Consider the following 21,827-nt stretch of genomic DNA (forward strand, 5'->3'; position numbering starts at 1 on the left):
CCGTCAGTGCTCCTCGAGATCGGTGATGAGATACGCGTAACCCTGCTCGGCCAGGAATCGCTGGCGCTTGGCGGCGAACACCGTGTCCACCGTGTCCCGGGCGACCACCGTGTAGAACGTCGCCTGCTGCCCACCCGGGGCGGGCCGCAGCAGTCGTCCCAGGCGTTGGGCCTCCTCCTGCCGGGACCCGAAGGTCCCGGAGACCTGGATCGCGACGGTGGCGGAGGGCAGGTCGACGGAGAAGTTCGCCACCTTGGAGACCACCAGCACGGGCAGTTCACCGGCCCGGAACCGGTCGTAGAGTTCCTGCCGTTGTCTGGCCGGGGTCTTGCCGGTCAGCACGGGGGCGTCCAGGAGCTCGCCGAGTTCTTCGAGCTGTTCCACGAACTGGCCGATCACCAGGGCCTGCTCGCCCGGGTGACGTTCCAGCAGTTTCTGGACCACGGGGTTCTTCTGCGGGGAGGAGGCCGCCAGGCGGTAGCGTTCCTTGTCCTCGGCCGTGGCGTACACCAGGCGGTCCGACTCCGGAAGGTCCACGCGAACCTCCACGCATTCGGCCGGGGCGATCCAGCCCTGGGCCTCCATGTCCTTCCAGGACGCTTCGAAGCGCTTGGGGCCGATCAGGGAGAAGACCTCGCCCTCGCGTCCGTCCTCCCGCACCAGGGTGGCGGTGAGCCCGAGGCGACGACGCGCCTGGATGTCCGCGGTCCGCCGGAAGACGGGGGCGGGCAGGAGGTGGACCTCGTCGTAGACGATCAGCCCCCAGTCCTGGCCGTCGAGCAGTTCGAGGTGCGGCCAGAACTCGCCACGTCGTGTGGCCAGCATCTGATACGTCGCAATGGTCACCGGGCGGATCTCCTTGGACCGGGACGTGTACTCACCGACCTCGTCGCTGGTCAAGCTCGTGCGGGCAATCAGTTCGTCACGCCATTGTCGCGCGGCCACCGCCGAGGTGCACAGGATGAGAGCGGTGGTCGAGGACGCGGCCAACACCGAGGCCCCCACCACTGTCTTCCCGGCCCCGCAGGGCAGGACCACGGTGCCCGCGCCGGTGGCCCAGAAGGCGTCGACAGCGGCGGCCTGGTAGGGCCGCAGGCCCCAGGGCTGCCCGCTCCTGGCATCGGTCTCCGTGAGCGTGATCGGGTACGGCGTCCCGTCCACGTACCCGGCCCGATCCTCCGCGGGCCACCCGAGCTTGAGCAACTGTTGCTTCAGCTCACCGCGGGCGCTCGCGTGCACCACGGTGGTCCGGGGATCGATGCGTGGGCCCAACAGCGGCTGGATCCGTTTGGCCCGGGAGATCTCCTCGTAGACGGGGAAGTCGTCACAGCGCAGCACCAGACCGTGGACGGGATCCTTCTCGAGCACCAGGCGGCCCCACCGTCCCATGGTCTCGTCGATGTCGATCAGCAGGGAGTGGGGCACGGGGTAGCGCGAGTACTCGAGCAGGGTGTCGACGACGGCTTCCGCGTCCACACCGGCGGCCCGCGCGTTCCAGAGTCCCAGCGGGGTCAACCGGTAGGTGTGGACGTGCTCGGGGGCGCGTTCGAGTTCGGCAAAGACCGCCAGTTCCCGCCGGGCCTCCTCGGCCTGGTCGTGATCGAGCTCCAGCAACACGGTGCGGTCGGACTGGACCACCAAGGGGCCGTCAGGCACGGGGTTTCTCCTTCGGGGTCGCGTCCTCGGGGGCAGCCGTCGTCCCACCCCGGGCAAGGGCCCGCGCGTCAGCGGCCAGACGGTCGGCCACGGTCACCACATGGTCGCGGTCCACGACCGGTTCGGCGGGTGGCGGACCCGGGAACAGCGCGCGCAGTTGGGCCGGTGAGGCGCCGCGCGGCAGGGACAGGTTACTCGGTGCCGCGTCCTCCCCCGGGTGGGCCAGGGTGGGGGCGATGCCGACCTGCTCGGTGGCTTTCAGCACGGCCACGTCCACGGGATTGCGGCGCAGAGAGGCCCGGGGCGCCTTGCGATCCGGTTCGGCCGAGCGCAGGACCAGGACCTCGGAGCTCACCCGTTCCACCTCGAAACCGTCCAAGGCGGCGGAGGAGGCGATGGCCTCCACCAGGTCCGGGCGGCCCGTGACCACGCGCTCCGCGTTCAGGATCCGGACGTTGCCGTGGGTCCGGATCGCCTCGTCCACCAGGTGTGTCAGGGCGGCCGGCACCGGCCCTTCGCTGCGCGTTGCCACCAGGTCCCGCAAGGATTCGGCGTCGTGACCGCGCTCCAGGGCGCGGTGCAAGGACGCGACACTGAACCGGAAGGTCGCCGCGGCCCCCTTGCCCTCGGGATCGGCGACGAGTCGCAGGTCAGCGGCCGCAGCCGGTGACAGCGGTCCGTGTGCCACGGCGGTGTGGTCGCTCTGCAGCACCACGGTTTCGACGACGGGCGGGAGGCGCCGCGCCACGGTGGCCGTGACCTCCTCGGGACCGTCCCGCAACAGCACGTCGATCAGATCCGTTGCGGCGCCCGCCCCGGTCAGCCCCAGGTCCGCACATTCCGCCAGAATCCCGTGGCCGTGGCGACTCAACTGTCCGCTCAGCCGCGGGCGGAACCAGGCCCAGGCGTGTTCACTCGATGAGGCATCCTCGGCCAGCTCGGAATCCCGGGTCAGGGCGAGCAGGACCGTCCGTCGCAGCGCAGGGGCGTCCTTGACCCACCAGCCGTCCGTCAACGGCGTGATGACGGAACCGTCGGCCCGTTGGGTGCGGGTCGCGGACGGAACGACGCCCGAGGCCACCCAGGCCGCCAGGACCAGCCCGTGCGCCATGGCGACGTCCAGGTCCTCGAAGGACGGAGCGCTGGGACGCCACGTGTCATCGTGCTCGTCCTGTTCGATCACCCCGGCCAGGTGGGCAAAGCCGAGCAGACGGTCCGCGCGGGGCACGTCGACGTCGAGTGCGGTGGCCAGGCGCCGTCGCTCCCGGATGCCGAGGCCTCCGGCGCGCAGGGTCTCCGCGGGCCGCTCGCGTAGCTCGTGCCGCAGGTCCGTGAGGTCGCGGACGAGTTCGGCGACGGCGGCCGAGGCGGCGTTGTCGCGGATCCGCGGGTTCACCCGGTGACCCGTGGGGGCAGGAGGTTGGGTGCTGTGCCCGGACCACGGGTCGTCGTCGTTGAGGGCCAGGCCCACCTCGCGCGGTGCCTCCACGTGGTGCGTGCCGACCGGGACCAGCAGCCGCCGGGCCAGCAACCAGTCCACGGGGTGGTTCTCCGGATCATCGGGCACGGGGCGCCGGTCGGCGTTGCGGAGCGTACCGAGGGGGCGCGACCGGAAGTTCGAGAGGACCTCCGCGGGTCGCGGTGGGAGCGAAACGAGGAGGCTCCGGTCGATCTCCGGGGGCTCCGAGCCCGTGTCCGGCCCGAGACGCTCGGCGAGGGGGCGACCGACGCCACCCGGATAGCGTCCGAGTGCCTCGGCGACACCGGGGGACAGCACCCAGCGCGGGGCGTTCCCTCGCGGATCCTCCGGGCCTGGCGTGGCCCTATGTATCAACCCGTGTATCAGCCCGGCGGCGTGCAGAGCGCGTGTGTGCCCGTCGTCGTCGATCGTGTGTTCGCCGCGAACCACTGCGCGCTCCAGAACGTCCAACTGGGCGCGGTCGACCTGATTGAGGGCCGATTGCAGGGAGGGTCGGGCGGACAGGGCCGCGGCGAGTTCGGCGACGGAGGTCGGTGTCGCGTCGGCGACGTCCGGGCGCAGTTCCAGGAGCGCTCGCAACTGGTCGGGTGTGCGCAGCGCGAGGTCCGTGACGAAGGACGACGGCAAACCGTCAGGCCCGGCGCCGCTGGGCCAGGGTGAGCACGAGTGAGAGGAGCAGGCACACGACCGAACCCGGGAACGCGAAGTAGGCGTAGCGCGTGAACCACGGCCAGACCTCTCCGCCGCCGGTGACCCATTTGAGGACCAGCATGATCAGGATGGCCGCGCAGGAGGTCACTGCCAGGAACACTGCGGCCCACCCGAACACGTTCAGCCCGGACCCGCCGGCGTTCATGGGGTCTCCTGAGGAGCCCTGGTGGTCGAGGGGCGGTGTGGCAGACATGCGCCCCAGGATACAGCCGGAGAGAGCGCTGCGCCCGCGGCGTAACGCGGAACAAACGGGGTAAGATAGGGAGTTCTGTCTAAGATTGGTGAAGACTCCTCCGGCAACTGCTCCGGTGGGTCCTTCACCACCTGATCCACGATCAACTCCTGAGAACTGAGGTCGAAGAAAGTGCCCACTGGCAAGGTCAAGTGGTTCGACGCCGACAAGGGATTCGGCTTCCTGGCCAGCGACGACGGCGGCGAGGTCTTCCTGCACGCCAGCGCGCTGCCCGCCGGAATGGAATCGGTGAGCCCGGGCACCCGCATGGAGTTCGGCGTGGCGGACGGTCGCCGCGGCCCGTCCGCGCTGTCGGCCACGGTTCTGGAGCGCACACCGTCGGTGGCCAAGAACACCCGGATGCCCGCCCAGCGCATGGCCGTGATCAACGAGGACCTCATCAAGCTCCTGGACGACATCTCCGGCGGACTGCAGCGGGGCAAGTACCCGGACCGTGCCCACGGCAAGAAGATCGCCACGATCCTGCGGACCGTCGCCGACAACCTGGACGTCTGAGGGGAAACCCATGTCTGAGACCACATCGACCGACGCCGCCCAGGGTGAGACGCCCGAAGCGGCGCCCGCGCGTCGTCGCAAACCGTCCGTCGACCAGAAACTGGCGGACGCCAAGGACTTCGCGCTGGCGGCCCTGACGCAACTCGTCCCGGAGGCCGAGATCGGCGAGGGCCACAGGGTCCAGGCCGACGACGAGCGACTGGTGACCCACTACTTCCCGTCACTGCGCCGCGGGTACAAGGACTGGGAGTGGTACGTGACCATCGCCCGGGCGCCGCGCCAGACGGAGCCAACCGTGTGCGAAACCGGTTTGCTCCCCGCCGAAGGTGCACTGTTGGCCCCCGAATGGGTGCCCTGGTCCGAGCGACTGCGCGACGACGAGAAGGACGACGCCGCGGACATCGATCCCGACGCTGATCCGGAGGTCGATCCGGACTCCGACGAGTCAGGTGCGGCCGATGACGAGGCGAAGCCGGCCGAGGTGCCGGCGGAGGACGACGCGTCCGACGATCCGACGGACTAGGTGAGCGCCGCGACGCCGTCGGGAACGCCGTCCGGAACCTTCCGGTCCTTCCGCCACCCGAACTACCGCCGCTGGTACGCGGGTGCGGTGGTGTCCAACGTGGGCACCTGGATGCAGCGCACCGCGCAGTCCTGGCTGGTCTTCGCCGAACTCACCGATCACGACACCCGCGTGATGGGCGTGGTCATGGCGTTGCAGTTCGCTCCCCAGCTGCTGTTGGCCCCCTACGCGGGGGTGCTGGTGGACAGGGCCGATCGACGGCGTCTGCTGGTCCTGACGCAGACGGTCATGGCAACCCTGGCCCTGGTCCTGGGTGTGCTGATCGTGACCGGCCTGGTGACGTTGCCCCTGGTCATGGCGTTCGCTCTTGCGTTGGGGATCACGACGACGTTCGACGCCCCCGCGCGGCAGACGTTCGTGAGCCAACTGGTCGAGGACAAGGACCTGTCCAACGCCGTCGCCCTGAACTCGACCTCCTTCAACCTGGCCCGCCTGGTCGGACCGGCCGTGGCAGGTGTCCTGGTGGCGGCCGTGGGGTCCGGGTGGGTGTTTCTGCTCAACAGCCTGAGCTTCGCGGCGATGCTGGCCGCCTTGTGGTCGCTGGACCGCAACCTGCTCCGGGCCAGTCCAAGAGCTTCCAGGGGGCGCGGACAAATCCGCGAGGGTTTCGCCTACGTCCTCAGCCGCCCGGACCTGACCGCGGTGTTGCTCACGGTCTTCCTCCTGGGCACGTTCGGACTGAACTTCGCGGTGTACCTTGCCGCGATGGCCGGCACCGAGTTCGGCAGGGGGCCGGACACGTTCGGCCTGCTCAACTCGGTTCTGGCGGCCGGCACCCTGGCCGGCGCCCTCCTGTCCGCGCACCGGCCCAGAGCGCGGCTGCGCATGATCTTCCTGGGCTCGGCCGGATTCGCCGTCTGCACGTTCATGGCGGCCATGGCCCCCACCCTGTGGATCTTCGCCGCCTGGCTGGTCCCCACGGGTCTGAGCGCACTGACCGTGAGCACGACCGCCAACGCCTACGTGCAGACCACCACGGACGCGGCAGTGCGGGGCCGCGTCATGAGCCTCTACATGGCGATCTTCATGGGCGGCACACCCCTCGGGGCGCCGCTGGTCGGGTGGATCACCTCCGAGTTCGGGCCGCGGTGGGGCCTGGGTTCAGCTGTGTTCGCGGGCCTGGCCGGTGTGACCGTCGGGGCGATCCTGTGGTGGCGGTGGGCCCGTCACCTCACAGCTGATCGACGATCAGGTCGATACAGGACAGCAGTGCCGAGACGTCCTCGGGATCCACGGCGGTGAAGGTCGCGATCCGCAGCTGGTTGCGGCCGAGCTTGCGGTACGGCTCGACGTCGACCACGCCGTGGGCACGGAGGGTTTTGCTGATCGCGGTGGCGTCCACGGCGTCGTCGAAGTCCACGGTCGTGACCACGGTGGACCGGTCCCCCGCGGCGGTGACGAACGGGCGGGCGAACTCGCTGGCCTCCGCCCACGCGTAGACCCGGTCGGAGGAGTCCTTGGTTCGGGCGGCCGCCCAGGCCATGCCGCCCTGTTCGTTGAGCCACCGCACCTGGTCGTCGAGCATGACCAGCCCGGCCAGACCGGGGGTGTTGTAGGTCTGGTTCTTGCGGGAGTTCTCGAGGGCGGTGTTGAGCGAGAGCACGTCCGGAACCCAGCGACCGGAGGCCGCGATCGCCTCGATGCGTTCGATGGCGGCGGGGGAGAAGGCGCCGAACCACAGCCCGCCGTCGGAGGCGAAGTTCTTCTGCGGGGAGAAGTAGTAGACGTCGGTCTGCTGCAGGTCCACCGCGGTGCCGCCCGCCGCGGAGGTCGCGTCGACGACGACCAGGGCGCCGTCGGACCCGGGGGTTGCCCGCTCCACGCCGTCGGGACGACGCACGGGGGCCATCACGCCCGTGGAGGTCTCGTTCTGCGGCCAGGCGTACACGTCCACGCCCTCTTCCTCGACCACCTCGGTACGGGTTCCGGGTTCGGAAGTTCGGATGCTCGAGGGCTGCAGGAACGGCGCGTTGTCGGTCACGGCGGCGAACTTCGCCCCGAATTCACCGAACGCGGCGTGCTGCGCTTTCTCGCGGACCAGGCTGAAGGCCGCGCTGTCCCAGAACGTCGACGCCCCACCCAGACCGAGCAGGATTTCGTACCCGTCGGGCAGCTCCAGGAAGTCACCCAGGCCCTCACGGATGCGACCCACCATGTCCTTGACGGGCGCCTGGCGGTGGGAGGTCCCCAGCAGCGAACGCCCCGCGCGGGCCAGGGCCCCGACCTGCTCCTCCCGGACCTTCGACGGGCCGGAACCGAACCGTCCGTCGGCGGGCAACATGTGATCGGGGATCGAGATGGGACGCGACAAGGGTGGCCTCCATGGGATGGGTCTGGGCAACGTTCACGGTCCGGTCGGCAGCCTGTGAAGCGCTTCGTAAGCCATTCTGCCCCACGCTCCTCGGCCCCTCGGCTTCTTGATCCCAGCGCTCCGCAGCACCCGGGCCCGGGGAGCCGTGGCCGGGAGAGTCGATCGGCCGTTCGGGGACGACATGTGGCGGATTCGTGCAACGACTAGACTCTTGTTTGACATCCGGCCGGGGTCCTCCCGCAACCGGAAGCGTCGCGGCCACGGTGCGTCGCCCCCGGTGACAGGCACTGCGTCGCGTTCGCCCCCGACCCTTCAGGACCCGCAGGAGTTATTCGTGACTGATCTGATCGACACAACGGAGATGTACCTGCGCACCGTCCTGGAGCTGGAGGAGGAGGGCATCCCGCCCATGCGCGCTCGCATCGTCGAGCGCCTCGACCACTCCGGCCCCACGGTCTCGCAGACGGTTTCCCGGATGGAGCGCGACGGGCTGCTCACCGTGCTGCCCGACCGCCGGATCGCATTGACGGACGACGGCAGGGAAACCGCGATCAAGGTCATGCGCAAACACCGGTTGGCGGAGCGGCTCCTGGCGGACGTCATCGGACTGGAGCTCTCGGAGGTTCACGACGAAGCGTGCCGGTGGGAGCACGTCATGAGCGAAGAGGTGGAGAAACGCCTGCTGGTCCTGCTGGACGGACCCCAGGCTTCTCCCTACGGCATGCCCATTCCCGGGCTGGACGGACTGACGGCCCCCGACGAATCGAGCGCCGTCCACGCGATCCTGGCCACCCCGACCGGGGCACTCGCGGATTTCCCGCGGCTGTTCGATCTGGTCTCCTCCGGGTCCACGGGCCCGTTCGCGTTGACCGGTGTGCCGGAGGTGGTGCAGGCCGACGGCGTCACCGTTCCCGCGCTCGCCGAGGCCGGAGTCCTAGCGGGAGCCGCCTTCACCGCGGAACTCGACGACGACGGATGGGTGGTCCTGCGCCGCGTCTCCGACGACGACGCACCGGGTGAGGAGATCCGCGTGGGTGCCAAGGTGGCGCAGGCGCTGTGTGTTTCCGTAGTGGCTCCACAGGACGGGGCCAGCGGGAACTGACACCCAGAGCTGGATGGGTCACCGTGGATTGATCGGCTGCCCGTGAACAGTTGCGGTCCGCGGCCTCCTACGACCGATTGGTGCCGACGACGGCGCGCGTAGCGTGCGACCTGTCACCCCGGGATCTGCACGGAACGGTGTGGCACATTCGATCGCTGCCACACCGGAGGAACCGACATGCCGTCCGCGACCCGCCCATCAGTTCGTTGCCTTCCCACCGACGACCCGGCCCACCTCTCCGCCGGTCTCTCCCGGGGGCGGCTGATTGCCGTGGGGCTTGCCGCGGGCAGCCCGTCCACCCCGCGGGTGACGACCGCCCAGAACCCCTGCCCTGCCCAACGCCGTGCCTGGGTGCTGGGTGGTGCCGCGGGCCTGGGTGCCATCGGCGCCGCCGCACTCGGGGCGGCGCCGGCCCATGCGTCGCCCGTCGAGTTCCCGGACTGGGTCACGGTCACCGGCACCGTGCCCGATGGTGCCGGCCTTGACCTGGCCGCGGCGGAGGCCAACAACTGGACCTTCTCCTGGTCCACCGACGCCAACGGTGTGGTCACGTTCGTGTACGCCGACGGCACCACCAGCAACTCCGCCAACCCTCCCGCGGCCCCGGCGGCGTCCACGGGAACGGACGTGACCACGCAGTCCGAACCCACCGCGTTGTGGAGCACCGACGCCGGCGGAGACCCCGCCGTCGCGACCTCGGACCCCGGGATGAACGACCTGGCCGCCGCCGTCTCCGCACCGTTCGGAGGTGATCCTGCGGCAACCACCGGTGGTCCGGTGGCGCAACCGGAAGGACAGGAACCGGCAGCCTCCGCCGGTGACCAGGCCATTCTGGACACCGCCTACCAGGGCCTAGGCGGGGCGTACATCTGGGGCGGAACGGACTTCATGGCCTGGGACTGCTCGGGTTACGTGCAGTGGGTGTACGCGCAGCACGGCATCGAGATCCCGCGGGTCACCTGGGACCAGTTCGCGGCGGGAACACCCACCACCACGCCCCGACCCGGGGACCTGGTCTCCCAGAACGGTGGGTCCCACGTGGGGATCTACCTGGGCGGCGACCAGATGATTTCCGCCCTGAACCCGGAACAGGGCACCATCGTCCACTCGGTCCACGCCATGCCGCTGGACGGCTACTACACCTACCGGTGAGCGCAGCGGACGGGTGCTGAGAACTCACCCGCGGGCTCGATAGTGTGGAGCCATGGCAGCCAATGACCGACGAACCTCCCAAGCACCGCGCGACTACAGCGCGTCCTCCCGTACCGGAGCGGATCAGGAGTACACGTACCTTGCCGTGGGCATGGTCGCGGGCGCGATCCCGGGGATCGTCATCGGGCTGCTCCTGGCCATCCCCCTCGGCCACGCCGCCATGTGGGTTTCCGTCGCCGGTGGTGTCGGGATCCTGCTGGGTTTGGTGATTGCGGCCGTGGTGTACCGACGCAGGCAGCGCCACGCAGTGACCGGGGATCAGTCCTCCGGTCCGTTCTCCAACCGGTAGGGACCTTCCGGCGCGGTGTACGCGGGCCAGAACCGTCGGTCACGCCGTCGAAGCACCGGGACCACCTGGCGGCGTACCAACGGTGCCAACGTGGCCTCCGCCTGTTCGACGGACTCGGGGGAGAGGTCCAGGTAGCGCAGCTCCTCGATCTCGGCCAGGCCGGGCGGGAGCGTGTCCGCGGCCGGTGCGACCTCGGAATCCACCAGAAAGACCGTGGTGTCGATCCACGTGGCGGCCTCGTTCGCGGCGGGTGAGGAGAACCGACCGATCTCCGTGAGGCTGTCGTGGGTCAACTCCAGTCCGATTTCCTCGTGGGTCTCGCGGAGCGCTGCCCCAGGGGCGGATTCCTCATCCTCGCGCTTGCCGCCGACCAGCATGAACATGTTGGTGTCCCGTTTGCGCACGGTCAGCAACTGGCCGTCGTTGACGAAGCACACCCCCACGATCGAGAGGACCTTGCACCAGTCGGGAACCTGGATGCGGGCCAGCGACCCGAGCCGCAGTTCGTCGATCTCCACGGACAGGTTCTCCTGCGCCTGTCGACCCCACAGTGTGCGGGCGCGATCGGACGTGTAGAGGTTCTGCGGGTCCATGCGGTCCAGGATCATGAGCCGGGCGTGCACGAAATCGAACTCGGGGATCCCCGAATACTCCTCCCGGACCCGTCGGACGTAGTCCGCGTACCCCGCCGGATCGGAACCCAGCACCGCCAGGTCCGCATCGCTGATCAACGCCCCGTTGTGGTCCTCGGCGACGGGGTTGTGATGCGCCGTCACCCGGACCAGACGGGCGACTTCGCGCGTGAGCTCTTCGGAGAACCCGGCCTGGGGCATCACCTGCTCCGCGAGCTGTGCGGAGGCCTCCTCGTCAGCGCCGGCCTGGCCTTCGTACACGACGTCGTGGAACCACGCGGCCAGGACAACCTCGAGCGGAGGTGTGGCGTCGTCGTCGGTCAACTCGTCAAGGGCGCGCAGGACGGCCAACAGGTGTGTCCGGTCGTGGTAGTGCCGGTGGTCCTCGCCCCACGCCTCCAGCAACTGCTCCCGCAACTGTTCGCGGCGTTGCCTGCTCTGTTCATCGGCCTCGGGCACCTGCCCGACGGCGCTGTCCCACCGCTGCCGCAGCGCGGTCAGAACCTTGTTGTTGCGTTGGGCCGCCGTGACCCGTAGACCGGAAGCCACGAGAACCCGCACGAGTTCCTTTCCGTCCACCTCGACGGCCCCGGCGGCCACGGCGTCGTCGTAACGCTCGCGCGGGACGTCGTAGTGGTCGCGGTCGAAGGCCCGGGGTGAGAGGCCGATGCGGGCAGCTGCCTCGTGCAATTCGTCGAGCGAGGTGTCGGACACCAGGTGGGAGAACTCGGTTCCGTGAGCGGGCCAGCGAGGAGGGTCGATGTAGACGGGCATGGGAGCCAATCTAGTGCCCGGCACCCCGACCGTGACTTGGGCGCGGTCAAGTCCCCGCGGTGCCGCCGTTATGATGGTTGGCGTTGCCCTCGTAGCTCAGGGGATAGAGCACGGCTCTCCTAAAGCCGGTGTCGTTGGTTCGAATCCAATCGAGGGCACTCTCCGCCGACCGCGGGCGCTCCGGTGCCCGCGGTTGCTTCGTTCACACGGTCACAACCCGAAGGCCGCGGCGTAACGCACCTGGCCCGGAGGCAGGGATTCGGCCGGGTTCAGCCCCGTCACCATGACCGCCTCGTCCGGGGCGTCACATGGCACGGTGATGCCGTCCACTGAGGCGCGGTGGAAACCGAACCGCGGGTAGTACTCGGGATGCCCCACCACCACGACGGCGTTCCCCCTGGCTGCGCGTGCCGCCTCAAGAGCCGCCCGGACCAGTGCCGAACCCGCCCCTCGGCGTTGCTCGGCCTGGGCCACCGCCACGGGTGCCAACGCCAGGGCGGGGACCTCGCCGATGTGGCAGCGCGTGAGCAGGACGTGGCCGAGCACGGTTTCCGAGGGGTGGCCGTCGGAACCGCCCGGGGATTCTGGCTCTGCCACGGCCACGAGCGAGAAGTCGGGAATCCAGGCGGGATCCTCGCGCAACGCATCCACCAGGTCCGCTTCGTCAGGGGTGGGGAAGGCGTCCGTCACCACGGACCGGACCTGGGGCACGTCGGTCGGGGACTCGGGCCTGATGATCCACATGGCAACTCCTGTAACGACAAGTTCTCGGGCGCGACCACCGCACCCGGGGCCGTCCATACACCGGATCTGCCTCAGCCGTTGATTATGACGGCGACGGGGCCGCTTCGCTTGCCATGGGGTGCAAGCAATTGTTAGATGCAACACATGGGAGACCCTGCGAGTTCACGCACGGGCCCGATCGGTTCCGATCGGGCCGTTCGGCGTGAACACGGTCTGCCCGTGGCTGTCGAGTTGAGCCGACGCCGGTTGTTGGGCGGTTCTCTCGCCCTGGGGTCACTGGGTGTGCTCTCGGCCTGCTCGGCTCCCACCGCGTTCGAGGTGGACGCCGACGCCCCGCCGGTACAGGGCGGAACGCTGCGCGTCGGGCTCTCGGGTGGCTCCAGCGCGGACTCGATCGACGCCCACATCACCGTGAATTCAGGGGATTCGGCGCGCGCCATTAACCTCTACGAACCCCTGGTGGAGCGCGACGACGAGTACAAGATCGCCTACCGGCTGGCCGAGAGCATGGAGCCCAACGACGACGGATCGGTCTGGACCCTCTACCTGCGGGAAAACCTCAAGTTCTCCGACGGCAGCGATCTCACGGCGGACGACGTCGTCTTCACGTTCGAACGCGTCACGGACCCCGAGGATCCCAAGACCAACGCCTCCAACCTGGCCACGTTCGACCGCGCCGTCGCGGTGGACGACCGGACGGTGGAGGTTCATCTCACCTCACCCAACGCGGTGCTGGACGATGCTCTGGCCCAGTACTCCATGGGCGTCGTCCCGCGCGATTACGACCCCGAGAACCCCGTGGGGGCGGGGCCGTTCAAGCTCAAGTCGTTCACCGCGGGGGTCTCGACCGTGCTGGAGCGCAATCCGCACTACTGGGACACCGCACCCCACTTGGACCAGGTCGAGCTGCTGAACTTCAACGACACCGACGCCCTGATCAACGCGTTGCTCTCCAGCCAGGTGGACTGCGTGGGACAGATCCCCGTGGCCCTGGTGGAAGTGCTCGAATCCGACGAACGCATGGCGGTCCTGAACTCGGCGACCGGCATGTGGCTGCCGTTCACCATGCGCGTGGACGTCAAGCCGTTCGACGACGTCCGGGTGCGGAGGGCGTTCCGGTTGGCCGTGGACCGCGAACAGATGATCGACCAGGTGCTCTCCGGCCACGGTCGCCCCGGCAACGACATGTTCTCGCCCTACGACCCCTCCTACCCGCGTGACTTCCCGCAGCGCGACCAGGACGTGGCCGAGGCCAAACGCCTGCTCTCCGAGGCTGGTTACCCGGACGGGCTGACCGTGGAGCTGGTCACCGCACCCATCCAGTCGGGCGTGGTTGAGGCCGCCCAGGTCTTCGCCCAACAGGCCAAGGACGTGGGCATCACCGTGGAGATCCGACGCGTGGACACCACCACGTTCTTCGGGGACCAGTACCTGCAGTGGGACTTCGCGCAGAGCTTCTGGTACACGCGCAACTTCCTGCCCCAGGCCCGCAACTGCGCCACCGCCGAGGCCCCGTTCAACGAGACCGCCTGGACGGACCAGGAGTTCACGGACCTGCTGGACACCGCCCAGGCCGAACTGGACGAAACCCGCCGCAACGACCTGATCCGAAAGGCACAGCAACGCCTCTACGACGACGGCGGGTACATCATCTGGGGCTTCGCCAACCAGGTGGACGCCTACCAGCGCTACGTGCTGGGCCTCCGGGAGAACTCCACGGGGCTGCCGTTGTCCGGGTACACGTTCCGCCGAGTCTGGTTGGGGGAGGTGTCCTGATGGTCAAACTCATCCTGAAGCGCCTGCTGGTCAGCGTGTTCATCCTGCTGGCAGTCTCCGTCGTCGTCTTTGCCGCGACCCTGCTGCTCCCCGGGGATCCCGCCCGCGCGATCCTGGGGCAGCAGGCCACGGAGGAACGCCTGGCCGCGCTGCGTACCGAGATGCACCTGGACCGTTCCCCCGTGGAGCGGTATCTCCTGTGGCTGGGCGGCTTGTTCGTCGGCAATTTCGGGACGTCGACGACGACCGGCGGACCCGTGGCGGACCTGCTGTCCGAGCGCATCGGAGCCTCGCTCATCCTGATGCTGTGCGCGGCGGCCATCGCGGTGCCGGTGGGTGTGGCCATCGGCATCTACTCGGCCCTGCACCGGGGCACGCGCCGGGACCAAGCCGTCACCTGGAGCACACTCACCCTGGCGGCCCTGCCGGAATTCGTGATCGGCATCGTTCTGGTCACGCTCTTTGCCACCTCCGTGTTCCGGGTGCTCCCGGCAGTCACCATGAGCCCACCCGGCCAGCAGGTGTGGGAGATCCCCAGCCAGCTCATTCTTCCGACCCTGACGTTGGCCCTGGTCGTGATCCCGTACATCATCCGCATGATGCGCGCCACGATGGCCGAGGTCATGGACTCGGGCTTCGTGGAAATGGCGCGCCTCAAGGGCGTACCCGAACGTCAGGTCATCCTGCGGCACGCCCTCCCGCACGCGATCGGCCCGGTGGCCCAGGTCATCGCCATCCAGCTCGCCTGGCTGGCCGGCGGGGTGGTCGTGGTCGAGTACCTGTTCCGTTATCCCGGCCTGGGACAGGCCTTGATCGACGCCGTGGCCTTCCGTGACGTCCAGGTGGTCCAGGCTGTGTCGATCATCATCGCGGCCGTGTACGTCCTGGTGAACCTGGTGGCCGACGTGGTCGGCATCCTGGCCAACCCCAAACTTCGGAGCGCCTCATGAGCACGCCCGATCTGGACCCCGAAGTCGTCGCGACGCCGGAACCCGGCGCCGCCGAGACACCGCCCAAGGAATCCGCCACTCGTTCCCGCCCGCTGCCCGCCAGGGTCTGGGCGCAGACCCAGGGCAAGGTGGGCGTTGTCCTGACCGCCGCCGTCGTGCTGGTGGCGCTCGCGGGACCGCTGCTGGCGCCCTGGCTCACCGGGTACTCACCCACGGAGTTCGCCGATCGGCCCTTCCAGTCCACCGGTGTCTTCGGCACGGACAACCTGGGCCGCTCCGTGGGCGCCCGTTTCCTGGCCGGTGGACTCCTGTTGCTGGCCTACTCCGTGCTGGCCACGACCCTCGGACTCGTCGTTGGCTGCACGATCGGGATGATCGGCGGTTATGCGGGAGGCCGGACCGACTCCGTGATCATGCGCCTCAACGACATCGTTCTCGCCTTCCCGCAACTGGTGCTGGCGTTGTTGGCCATCGTGGTTCTGGGTCCCCACGGGTGGGTCCTGGTCACCGTCATCGGCCTCACCCACGCACCGCGCATCGCCCGGGTCGCACGGGCCGCCACCCTCGGGGTGGTGAGCGAGGACTACATCCGGGCGGCGGAAATGTACGCGGTCCCGCGCACCCGGATCCTGGCGCGGGAGGTGCTGCCGAACATCACGGGTCCGCTCAGCGTCGAAGCGGGGCTGCGGTTGACCTACTCGATCGGTGCCATCGCGTCCCTGTCCTTCCTGGGGCTCGGGATGCAACCACCGGCTGCGGACTGGGGCCTGATGATCAACGAGAACCGGATTGCCCTGAGCGTCCAACCGTGGGGTGTGATCCTCCCGGTCCTGGCCATCGCCGTCCTGACGATCGGTACCAACCTGCTGGCCGACGCCGTCGCCCGGGCCACGGCGTCGACCACGGTGGAGGCCTCGTGAGTGGCGTGACTGCGGAACGGGGGTGGCGTCCTCAGCGGGACGCGGCGTTGAGCATGCGCGGCTTGCGAGTCGCGGCACGCGGTGGAGCCGAGATCCTCCATGGCGTGGACCTCACGCTGACCCGCGGCGAGATCCTGGGACTGGTGGGGGAGTCGGGGTCCGGCAAGACGACGGCGGGGCTGGCCTGCTTGGGACACTTCCGTTCCGGGCTGGCACACACGGCGGGCAGTGTGCGTCTGGAACCCCGCCCTGCGTCGTCGGAAGCGGACGACGGCGGGGAGGGCCTGGAACTGATGGGGCTGCCGACCGACCGTCTCCGGAGGTTACGGGGCAGCCGTGTCGCCTACATCCCGCAGGATCCCGCGTTGAGCCTCAACCCCGTGTTGCGGGTCGGCGAGCAGATCCGCGAGGTGCTCGACACCCACGGGTACGGGGAATCGACCGGCGACCGTGACGCGCGGGTTGAGGAGGTGCTCGCCGACGTCGGGCTGCCCTCCACAGCCGAATACCGCCGGAAGTGGCCCCACCAACTCTCCGGGGGACAGCAGCAGCGCATCGGGATCGCCATGGCGTTCGCGATGTTCCCGGACGTTCTGATCCTGGACGAACCCACCACCGGGTTGGACGTGTCGACCCAGTCCCACGTCCTGGACACGATTCGGTCCATGACCCGCCAGCACGACGTGGCGAGCCTGTACATCACTCACGACCTGGCCGTGGTGGCGGAACTGGCCGACCGGATCGCCGTGATGCTGCGGGGCGAGCTGGTCGAGGAAGGCACGGTGCAGCAGGTGCTGCAGGCACCCGAGCATCCCTACACGCGGAGATTGCTCGATGCCGTTCCGGATCTGGCGGGCCGGAAGGTGCTGACCGCCACGGGTCAGCTGCCGGCCGCCCGGCCGTCCGGCTCGGATGCTGACGGCGGTAAAGCCACGGGGGGCGCGACGGCGTCGTCGGAAACCGGACCTCGAGAACCCGAACCCGGACGCGAGGCCCCGCTGTTGGAGGTCAAGCACCTGCGGAAGTCCTACGGGCGTACGCCGGTGTTGCAAGACGTCGGGTTCTCCCTGCGGACCGGTGAGTCGACCATGGTCCTGGGCGAATCGGGCTCCGGGAAGACCACGCTGTCACGCTGCGTGGCCGGGCTGATCGAGGACTACGAAGGCAGCATCGCCCTGAACGGCAAGGAGCTCGCTGCCTCCACCCGCAAGCGCAGCAACGACGAACGGCAGGAGATCCAGTACATCTTCCAGTCGCCGTTCTCCTCGCTGAATCCACGACGCTCGATCGGTCAGTCCCTGTCCGTACCACTGGAGATGAGCGGAAAACTCCCCGCCCGCGAGCGTCGCGGGGTGGTCGAGGACGCTCTGGACTCCGTGCGCCTGGGCCGCAGCTTCCACGATCGCCGTCCCGGAGACCTCTCGGGCGGCGAACGCCAGCGCGCCGCGATCGCGCGGGCACTGGTCAATGCACCGAGCGTGCTGATCTGTGACGAGATCACCTCCGCGTTGGACGTGTCCGTTCAGGCGTCGATCATCGACCTTTTGAACCGGCTGCGCTCGGAACGCGGGCTGGCGCTGCTGTTCGTGACTCACAACATCACGCTGGCCCGGCACGTCGCAGACCGCATCGTGGTGCTCAACCAGGGAGTGATCGTGGACTCCGGGCCCGTCGACGATGTCCTGGAGAACCCCACCCACGACTACACCCGCGAGCTGCTGAGCAACGTCCCCACCCTCTGACTCACACCCTCCCTTTCTCTCTCCGCCGAGTTCGGCGGAGAGAGAAAGGGAGGGGTCAGCGGCGGCGGAAGGTGCGGCGGCGTTCGTCGTTGGCGGCCACGGGGTCGAAGTCCTGGAGCTGTTCACGCACCTTGCGCAACAGCACGGACGCGGTCACGAAGATCAGCACGACCAGCAGCACCCAGCGGGTACTCATGAGAACGGACGACGCCGCGACCCAGCCCGTCCACTCAGGGCCGGCAACCGCCGCGTCCACTGCCACGTTGCCCAAGAGGTAGACGATCAGGAACAGGGCCGTGACGGTCAGGGCACTGATCCGTTCGTACCCGCGTCGGGCGTACACCACGAAGAACAGCGCCCACCCGGCGGCCGTGACCAGCGGCGCGAGCAAACCCGTGCTCCAGTGCACGGAGGCGTACAGCCCAGGTCCGTCCTGACCGAGGGCCTGCGTGAATCCCGCGAACCACTCGGCGTCGTATCCCGTGAACTGCCATTCGGGGAGCCCGTGGCCCTGGGCGGCCACCGCCGCGAACTCGGGGAGGATCAACACGTTGACGTAGAACAACAACAGCACGCCGATGATCATCACCACGGCGATCAGGATGCCCGGGCGGCGCTTTGCCTCCGTGGGTTCCGGCATGGGAAGTTCCGTGTTCCGCCGCGCAGACGGCCGGGCGTTGGGGGCCGACTGCTCCCCTTGCGCGGAGCCGCCACCTGCTTTCTCCCCGTACCGTTTGATCTTCTGCGCGCGCGTCAAACCCATGGGCCCATTATCGGCCACGGCGGCCGCCACCCATCCGTCCACAGCCCCGTGCGCCGAGCGTTGTCGCACGGGGGCACCGAGTAAGCTGGATCACGTCCCGGTGGGGATCACTCCGGCGGGACGACGCGGGCAACGGGGTCCGTGGTCAGAGCGATGGAGGTGCACTGTGGAGTTGTCGATCGGCCTCCCGGAAGGTCTGCTGCTCAAGCTGTCCGGCGGGGAACTCACCCTCTTCGAGAAGGACTGGACCACGGTGCGCCGTCAGATCGACCTCTCCATCCTGGAGGGTGCACCCATCGCGGACATCACGTGGTCGCACAAGCTGTGGGCCGCCGTCGTCGCGGTGCCCGATCGCCATCAACTGTTCCGGTGGGACGCCTACACCAATGCCCTGGTCGAGTTCGCGGGCACGGGTGAGCCCGGGCGACGGGACGGACGCGTGGCGCACGCGAAATTCGCGGCCACGTGCGGAACCATCGAGGACTCCGAGGGCCGGATCTGGCTGGTGGACCGTGATTCCTCGTCCCTGCGCTACCTGGAGTTCGACCTGGACAAGGGCGACGCCGACCCCCACGTGGTCACGGTCATCGGACGGCAGGGTGCCGGTTACGTCGACGGGGAGGCCGGGCAGGCAAAGCTCTCCGCCCCCGAATCCGTTCACATCCTCTACGACGGGTCCGTCGTGGTCGCGGACACCGGCAACAACGCGGTTCGCGTGCTCGACCTGGAAACCCAGGAGCTGCGGACGGTGTTGGGTGGCCCGGAGTTGACGCAGGAGGACACCGACTTCACGGAGGACATCGTGCTAAATCGTCCGTACCTTGTCGAGGTGGCCGACGGCGAACTGTGGGTCACGGACGACAACGGGCGTCACCATGTCGAGGTCGTCTCCGTCTGACGCGTCCGGAGGGCGTCCCGTGCGGCCCGGTCGTGCCGGGCGCAGCGTGTCTGCGGGCCCACCTAAACTGGGCGGATCATGGATTTCCTCTCGGACAACCCCCTGCTCTCCGCGGCCGCAGCAACCCCACGGACGGGGGAATCGGCGCGCGAAATCGCATCCGCTGATCCGGCCGCTCTGCTCGAAGGGTTGAACGCGCCCCAGCGGCGGGCGGTTGAACACGCGGGTTCCCCGCTGCTCATCGTCGCGGGGGCCGGTTCAGGCAAGACCCGGGTGCTCACTCACCGCATCGCCCACCTGCTGGCCACGGGCCGGGCACGGCCCGGGGAGATCCTGGCGATCACCTTCACCAACAAGGCTGCGGCCGAGATGCGGGAACGCGTGGTCGAACTGGTGGGTACAACCGCCCGCGCCATGACGATCTCCACGTTCCACTCCTTCTGCGTCCGGGTTTTGCGCAGGGAGGCCACGTCCGTCGGACTGAAATCCACGTTCTCGATCTACGACTCCGCCGACTCCTTGCGCGTCATCACGGCCGTGGCCAAGCAGAACGAACTCGACCCCAAGCGCTTTGCCCCCAAGGCGATTCAGCACGCCATCTCAGGGCTCAAGAACGAATTGGTCGACGACGAGACCTACCTGTCCCGGGCCTCCGCCAACGACCCCTGGGAGCAGGCCGTGGCCCAGGTGTACCGCGGGTACACGCAGCGCCTGCGTGCCGCCAACGCCCTGGACTTCGATGACCTCATCGCCCAGACGGTGCACATGCTGCGGGCCTTCCCCGCGATCGCCGAGTTTTACCGACGCCGCTACCGCCACGTCTTGATCGACGAGTACCAGGACACCAACCACGCCCAGTACGCCCTGGTACGCGAAATCGTCGGTGACGGCCAGGACGCGTCGGTCCCACGGGGCGAACTCACCGTGGTGGGGGACTCGGACCAGTCCATCTACGCGTTCCGTGGTGCGGACATCCGCAACATCGTGGACTTCGAGCAGGACTACCCGAACGCCAGGACCGTGCTGCTTGAACAGAACTACCGTTCGACCCAGACCATCCTCTCGGCGGCCAACGCCGTGATCGCCAAGAACACCGGGCGGCAGCCCAAGCGGCTGTGGACCTCCACGGGCGACGGCGCGAACATCGTGGGCTACGCCGCCGAGTCCGCGCACGAGGAAGCCCGCTGGATCGTCGAAGAGATCGACCGGTTGCAGGACGAACACGGGGTCCGGCCCGGGGACGTCGCGGTCTTCTACCGAACCAACGCGCAGTCCCGTTCGCTCGAGGAAATCCTGATGCGGGTGGGGCTCCCGTACCGCGTGGTCGGGGGAACCCGGTTCTACGAACGCAAGGAGATCAAGGACGCGTTGGCGTACCTGCGCACCCTGATCAACCCGGACGACGAAGTCACGGTGCGCCGGATCATCAACGAACCCAAGAGGGGGATCGGCGACCGCGCGCAAGGTGCCGTCAGCGCCCTGGCCGAGCGTGACGCCTTGAGTTTCATGGCTGCGCTGCGCAGGGCCGAGGAGGCCCCCGGAATGGCCACCCGCTCCGTGAACGCCGTCAAGGCTTTCGTCCAGTTGATCGACGACCTGGCGACCGTCGCGGAGGGCAACGGGCCCGCCGCCGTCCTGGAAGCGGTCCTGGAACAGTCCGGGTACCTGGAAGCCCTGCGCACCTCCGAGGACCCCCAGGACGAATCCCGGGTGGAGAACCTGGCGGAACTGGTCGCCGTCGTGCGGGAGTACGAGCGGGAGAACCCCGACGCCGGGCTGCCCGAGTTCCTGGAACACGTGGCCCTGGTGGCCGATGCGGACCAGATTCCCGATCGCAGCGAGGACCCGGAGAACGTCGGCATGGTCACGCTCATGACCCTGCACACGGCCAAGGGCCTGGAGTTCCCGGTGGTCTTCCTGACCGGGATGGAGTACGGGATCTTCCCGCACCAGCGGTCGATGACGGACGAGAAGGAGATGCAGGAGGAACGCCGTCTGGCCTACGTGGGCATCACCCGCGCCCGCGAGCGGCTCTACCTGACCCGCGCGGAGAACCGGCAGCAGTGGGGGCAGTCCCAGTACAACCCGCCGAGCCCGTTCCTCGAGGAGATCCCCGCGGGACTCATCACGTGGGAACGAGAAGGTTCCGCTGCGCCGTCGGGCTGGGGGTCGGCCACCTACGGAGCCGGTGCCTACGGCGGCTCCGGCGTGTACGGCGGTGGGGCGCGCCGTGGCGGCGACGCCGGTTCGTGGTGGGGTGCAGGAGCCGGGTCCTCGGGCGGTTTCCGACGCATGGGGGCGGGCCAGCCCGCTCGTGCCGGGCGGGTGGACCAGCAGAAGGAGGTCCTCTCGCTCACCGTGGGCGAGCAAGTGGACCACAAGAGCTTCGGCCGGGGAACGGTCGTTCAGCTCGAGGGCTCGGGCGACAAGGCGATCGCCAAGGTCCGCTTCGGCGCCGAGGAGAAGCGGCTGCTGGTCCGTTCGGCCCCGCTGTCCAAGGTCAAGGAATGAGCCGCCCGTAGACCGCGCGCATTCC

At 68.8% G+C, this 21,827-nt stretch carries 19 protein-coding genes and 1 tRNA gene; 13 read left to right on the forward strand and 7 right to left on the reverse strand.

Translation table 11 applies throughout. From position 1 onward, the window contains the following. Window positions 1-3: 3 nt before the first annotated feature. Genes GWK18_RS06475 through GWK18_RS06485 form a run of 3 tightly spaced genes read right to left on the reverse strand, consistent with a single transcriptional unit; the run spans window position 4 to window position 4,040 of the window. Window positions 4-1,656: a DNA repair helicase XPB gene (locus GWK18_RS06475; protein ID WP_166834006.1), complete on the reverse strand. Its 1,653-nt coding sequence runs from the start codon at window positions 1,654-1,656 to the stop codon at window positions 4-6. Then, a complete protein-coding gene (locus GWK18_RS06480; protein ID WP_166834008.1) occupies window positions 1,649-3,763 on the reverse strand; it encodes a helicase-associated domain-containing protein in 2,115 nt (704 codons plus the stop codon). The genes GWK18_RS06475 and GWK18_RS06480 overlap by 8 nt, the downstream gene beginning before the upstream one ends. Before the next feature lie 4 nt (window positions 3,764-3,767). Continuing rightward, window positions 3,768-4,040, reverse strand: a complete 273-nt coding sequence (locus GWK18_RS06485) for a hypothetical protein (protein ID WP_166834010.1) — start codon at window positions 4,038-4,040, stop codon at window positions 3,768-3,770. A gap of 171 nt (window positions 4,041-4,211) precedes the next feature. Here GWK18_RS06485 and GWK18_RS06490 point away from each other — a divergent pair, with 171 nt between their 5' ends. The 3 genes from GWK18_RS06490 to GWK18_RS06500 are packed head-to-tail and all read left to right on the forward strand — an operon-like array spanning window position 4,212 to window position 6,420. After that, window positions 4,212-4,595: a cold-shock protein gene (locus GWK18_RS06490; protein ID WP_123826593.1), complete on the forward strand. Its 384-nt coding sequence runs from the start codon at window positions 4,212-4,214 to the stop codon at window positions 4,593-4,595. A gap of 10 nt (window positions 4,596-4,605) precedes the next feature. Then, window positions 4,606-5,118, forward strand: coding sequence for a DUF3027 domain-containing protein (locus GWK18_RS06495; RefSeq protein ID WP_123826592.1), 513 nt, complete (start codon window positions 4,606-4,608; stop codon window positions 5,116-5,118). After that, a complete protein-coding gene (locus GWK18_RS06500; RefSeq protein ID WP_123826591.1) occupies window positions 5,119-6,420 on the forward strand; it encodes an MFS transporter in 1,302 nt (433 codons plus the stop codon). Here GWK18_RS06500 and serC read toward each other — a convergent pair. Next, a complete protein-coding gene (gene serC / locus GWK18_RS06505; protein WP_233568893.1) occupies window positions 6,350-7,459 on the reverse strand; it encodes a phosphoserine transaminase in 1,110 nt (369 codons plus the stop codon). The two genes, GWK18_RS06500 and serC, sit on opposite strands and share 71 nt — an antisense overlap. Window positions 7,460-7,823: 364 nt before the next feature. Between serC and GWK18_RS06510 the strand changes: the two genes are divergently transcribed. From GWK18_RS06510 to GWK18_RS06520, 3 genes are all read left to right on the forward strand, one after another. After that, a complete protein-coding gene (locus tag GWK18_RS06510) occupies window positions 7,824-8,591 on the forward strand; it encodes a metal-dependent transcriptional regulator (protein ID WP_166834012.1) in 768 nt (255 codons plus the stop codon). A gap of 177 nt (window positions 8,592-8,768) precedes the next feature. Continuing rightward, window positions 8,769-9,743 (forward strand): C40 family peptidase, encoded by a 975-nt coding sequence (locus GWK18_RS13115; protein ID WP_245192950.1) that lies wholly within the window; start codon window positions 8,769-8,771, stop codon window positions 9,741-9,743. A gap of 52 nt (window positions 9,744-9,795) precedes the next feature. Continuing rightward, complete coding sequence (locus GWK18_RS06520) at window positions 9,796-10,092, forward strand: hypothetical protein (protein WP_166834014.1); 297 nt, start codon at window positions 9,796-9,798, stop codon at window positions 10,090-10,092. Here GWK18_RS06520 and GWK18_RS13435 read toward each other — a convergent pair. Further along, window positions 10,062-11,498, reverse strand: a complete 1,437-nt coding sequence (locus GWK18_RS13435) for a DUF4031 domain-containing protein (protein WP_209280905.1) — start codon at window positions 11,496-11,498, stop codon at window positions 10,062-10,064. The genes GWK18_RS06520 and GWK18_RS13435 overlap by 31 nt on opposite strands. 85 nt (window positions 11,499-11,583) lie before the next feature. Between GWK18_RS13435 and GWK18_RS06530 the strand changes: the two genes are divergently transcribed. Further along, window positions 11,584-11,656: transfer RNA gene (locus GWK18_RS06530), tRNA-Arg, on the forward strand. A 52-nt stretch (window positions 11,657-11,708) separates the two neighbouring features. Here the strand turns inward: GWK18_RS06530 and GWK18_RS06535 are convergent. Beyond that, complete coding sequence (locus tag GWK18_RS06535; RefSeq protein WP_123826588.1) at window positions 11,709-12,242, reverse strand: N-acetyltransferase; 534 nt, start codon at window positions 12,240-12,242, stop codon at window positions 11,709-11,711. 219 nt (window positions 12,243-12,461) lie between these two features. Between GWK18_RS06535 and GWK18_RS06540 the strand changes: the two genes are divergently transcribed. The 4 genes from GWK18_RS06540 to GWK18_RS06555 are packed head-to-tail and all read left to right on the forward strand — an operon-like array spanning window position 12,462 to window position 17,630. Then, window positions 12,462-14,018: an ABC transporter substrate-binding protein gene (locus tag GWK18_RS06540; RefSeq protein WP_348535863.1), complete on the forward strand. Its 1,557-nt coding sequence runs from the start codon at window positions 12,462-12,464 to the stop codon at window positions 14,016-14,018. Next, complete coding sequence (locus GWK18_RS06545; protein ID WP_166834016.1) at window positions 14,018-14,968, forward strand: ABC transporter permease; 951 nt, start codon at window positions 14,018-14,020, stop codon at window positions 14,966-14,968. The genes GWK18_RS06540 and GWK18_RS06545 overlap by 1 nt, the downstream gene beginning before the upstream one ends. Next, window positions 14,965-15,888, forward strand: a complete 924-nt coding sequence (locus GWK18_RS06550; protein WP_166834018.1) for an ABC transporter permease — start codon at window positions 14,965-14,967, stop codon at window positions 15,886-15,888. Before GWK18_RS06545 ends, GWK18_RS06550 begins: the two co-directional genes overlap by 4 nt. After that, entirely contained in the window at window positions 15,885-17,630 is a 1,746-nt protein-coding gene (locus tag GWK18_RS06555; protein ID WP_348535864.1) for an ABC transporter ATP-binding protein, read from the forward strand. Before GWK18_RS06550 ends, GWK18_RS06555 begins: the two co-directional genes overlap by 4 nt. Before the next feature lie 55 nt (window positions 17,631-17,685). Here GWK18_RS06555 and GWK18_RS06560 read toward each other — a convergent pair whose 3' ends face one another. After that, window positions 17,686-18,393, reverse strand: coding sequence for a hypothetical protein (locus tag GWK18_RS06560; protein WP_123826584.1), 708 nt, complete (start codon window positions 18,391-18,393; stop codon window positions 17,686-17,688). Between the two features lie 166 nt (window positions 18,394-18,559). Here GWK18_RS06560 and GWK18_RS06565 point away from each other — a divergent pair, with 166 nt between their 5' ends. Further along, window positions 18,560-19,291: an integrase gene (locus GWK18_RS06565; RefSeq protein ID WP_123826583.1), complete on the forward strand. Its 732-nt coding sequence runs from the start codon at window positions 18,560-18,562 to the stop codon at window positions 19,289-19,291. A gap of 78 nt (window positions 19,292-19,369) precedes the next feature. Continuing rightward, the gene (pcrA, locus tag GWK18_RS06570; protein ID WP_166834020.1) at window positions 19,370-21,802 is read left to right on the forward strand and encodes a DNA helicase PcrA; all 2,433 of its coding nucleotides are present in this window, start codon (window positions 19,370-19,372) and stop codon (window positions 21,800-21,802) included. Window positions 21,803-21,827: the final 25 nt, after the last annotated feature.

The sequence above is a fragment of the Kocuria sp. JC486 genome (genome assembly GCF_011602805.1).
GTDB classification, from domain to species: Bacteria; Actinomycetota; Actinomycetes; order Actinomycetales; family Micrococcaceae; genus Kocuria; species Kocuria soli.

What these genes read in the sequence shown, in the direction of transcription:
- GWK18_RS06485 (WP_166834010.1), bottom strand. Translation starts at nt 4,040, where the DNA reads ATGTCTGCCACACCGCCCCTCGACCACCAGGGCTCCTCAGGAGACCCC.
- GWK18_RS06495 (WP_123826592.1), top strand. Translation starts at nt 4,606, where the DNA reads ATGTCTGAGACCACATCGACCGACGCCGCCCAGGGTGAGACGCCCGAA.
- serC (WP_233568893.1), bottom strand. Translation starts at nt 7,459, where the DNA reads ATGTTGCCCGCCGACGGACGGTTCGGTTCCGGCCCGTCGAAGGTCCGG.
- GWK18_RS13115 (WP_245192950.1), top strand. Translation starts at nt 8,769, where the DNA reads ATGCCGTCCGCGACCCGCCCATCAGTTCGTTGCCTTCCCACCGACGAC.
- GWK18_RS06520 (WP_166834014.1), top strand. Translation starts at nt 9,796, where the DNA reads ATGGCAGCCAATGACCGACGAACCTCCCAAGCACCGCGCGACTACAGC.
- GWK18_RS13435 (WP_209280905.1), bottom strand. Translation starts at nt 11,498, where the DNA reads ATGCCCGTCTACATCGACCCTCCTCGCTGGCCCGCTCACGGAACCGAG.
- GWK18_RS06535 (WP_123826588.1), bottom strand. Translation starts at nt 12,242, where the DNA reads ATGTGGATCATCAGGCCCGAGTCCCCGACCGACGTGCCCCAGGTCCGG.
- GWK18_RS06545 (WP_166834016.1), top strand. Translation starts at nt 14,018, where the DNA reads ATGGTCAAACTCATCCTGAAGCGCCTGCTGGTCAGCGTGTTCATCCTG.
- GWK18_RS06550 (WP_166834018.1), top strand. Translation starts at nt 14,965, where the DNA reads ATGAGCACGCCCGATCTGGACCCCGAAGTCGTCGCGACGCCGGAACCC.
- GWK18_RS06560 (WP_123826584.1), bottom strand. Translation starts at nt 18,393, where the DNA reads ATGGGTTTGACGCGCGCGCAGAAGATCAAACGGTACGGGGAGAAAGCA.
- pcrA (WP_166834020.1), top strand. Translation starts at nt 19,370, where the DNA reads ATGGATTTCCTCTCGGACAACCCCCTGCTCTCCGCGGCCGCAGCAACC.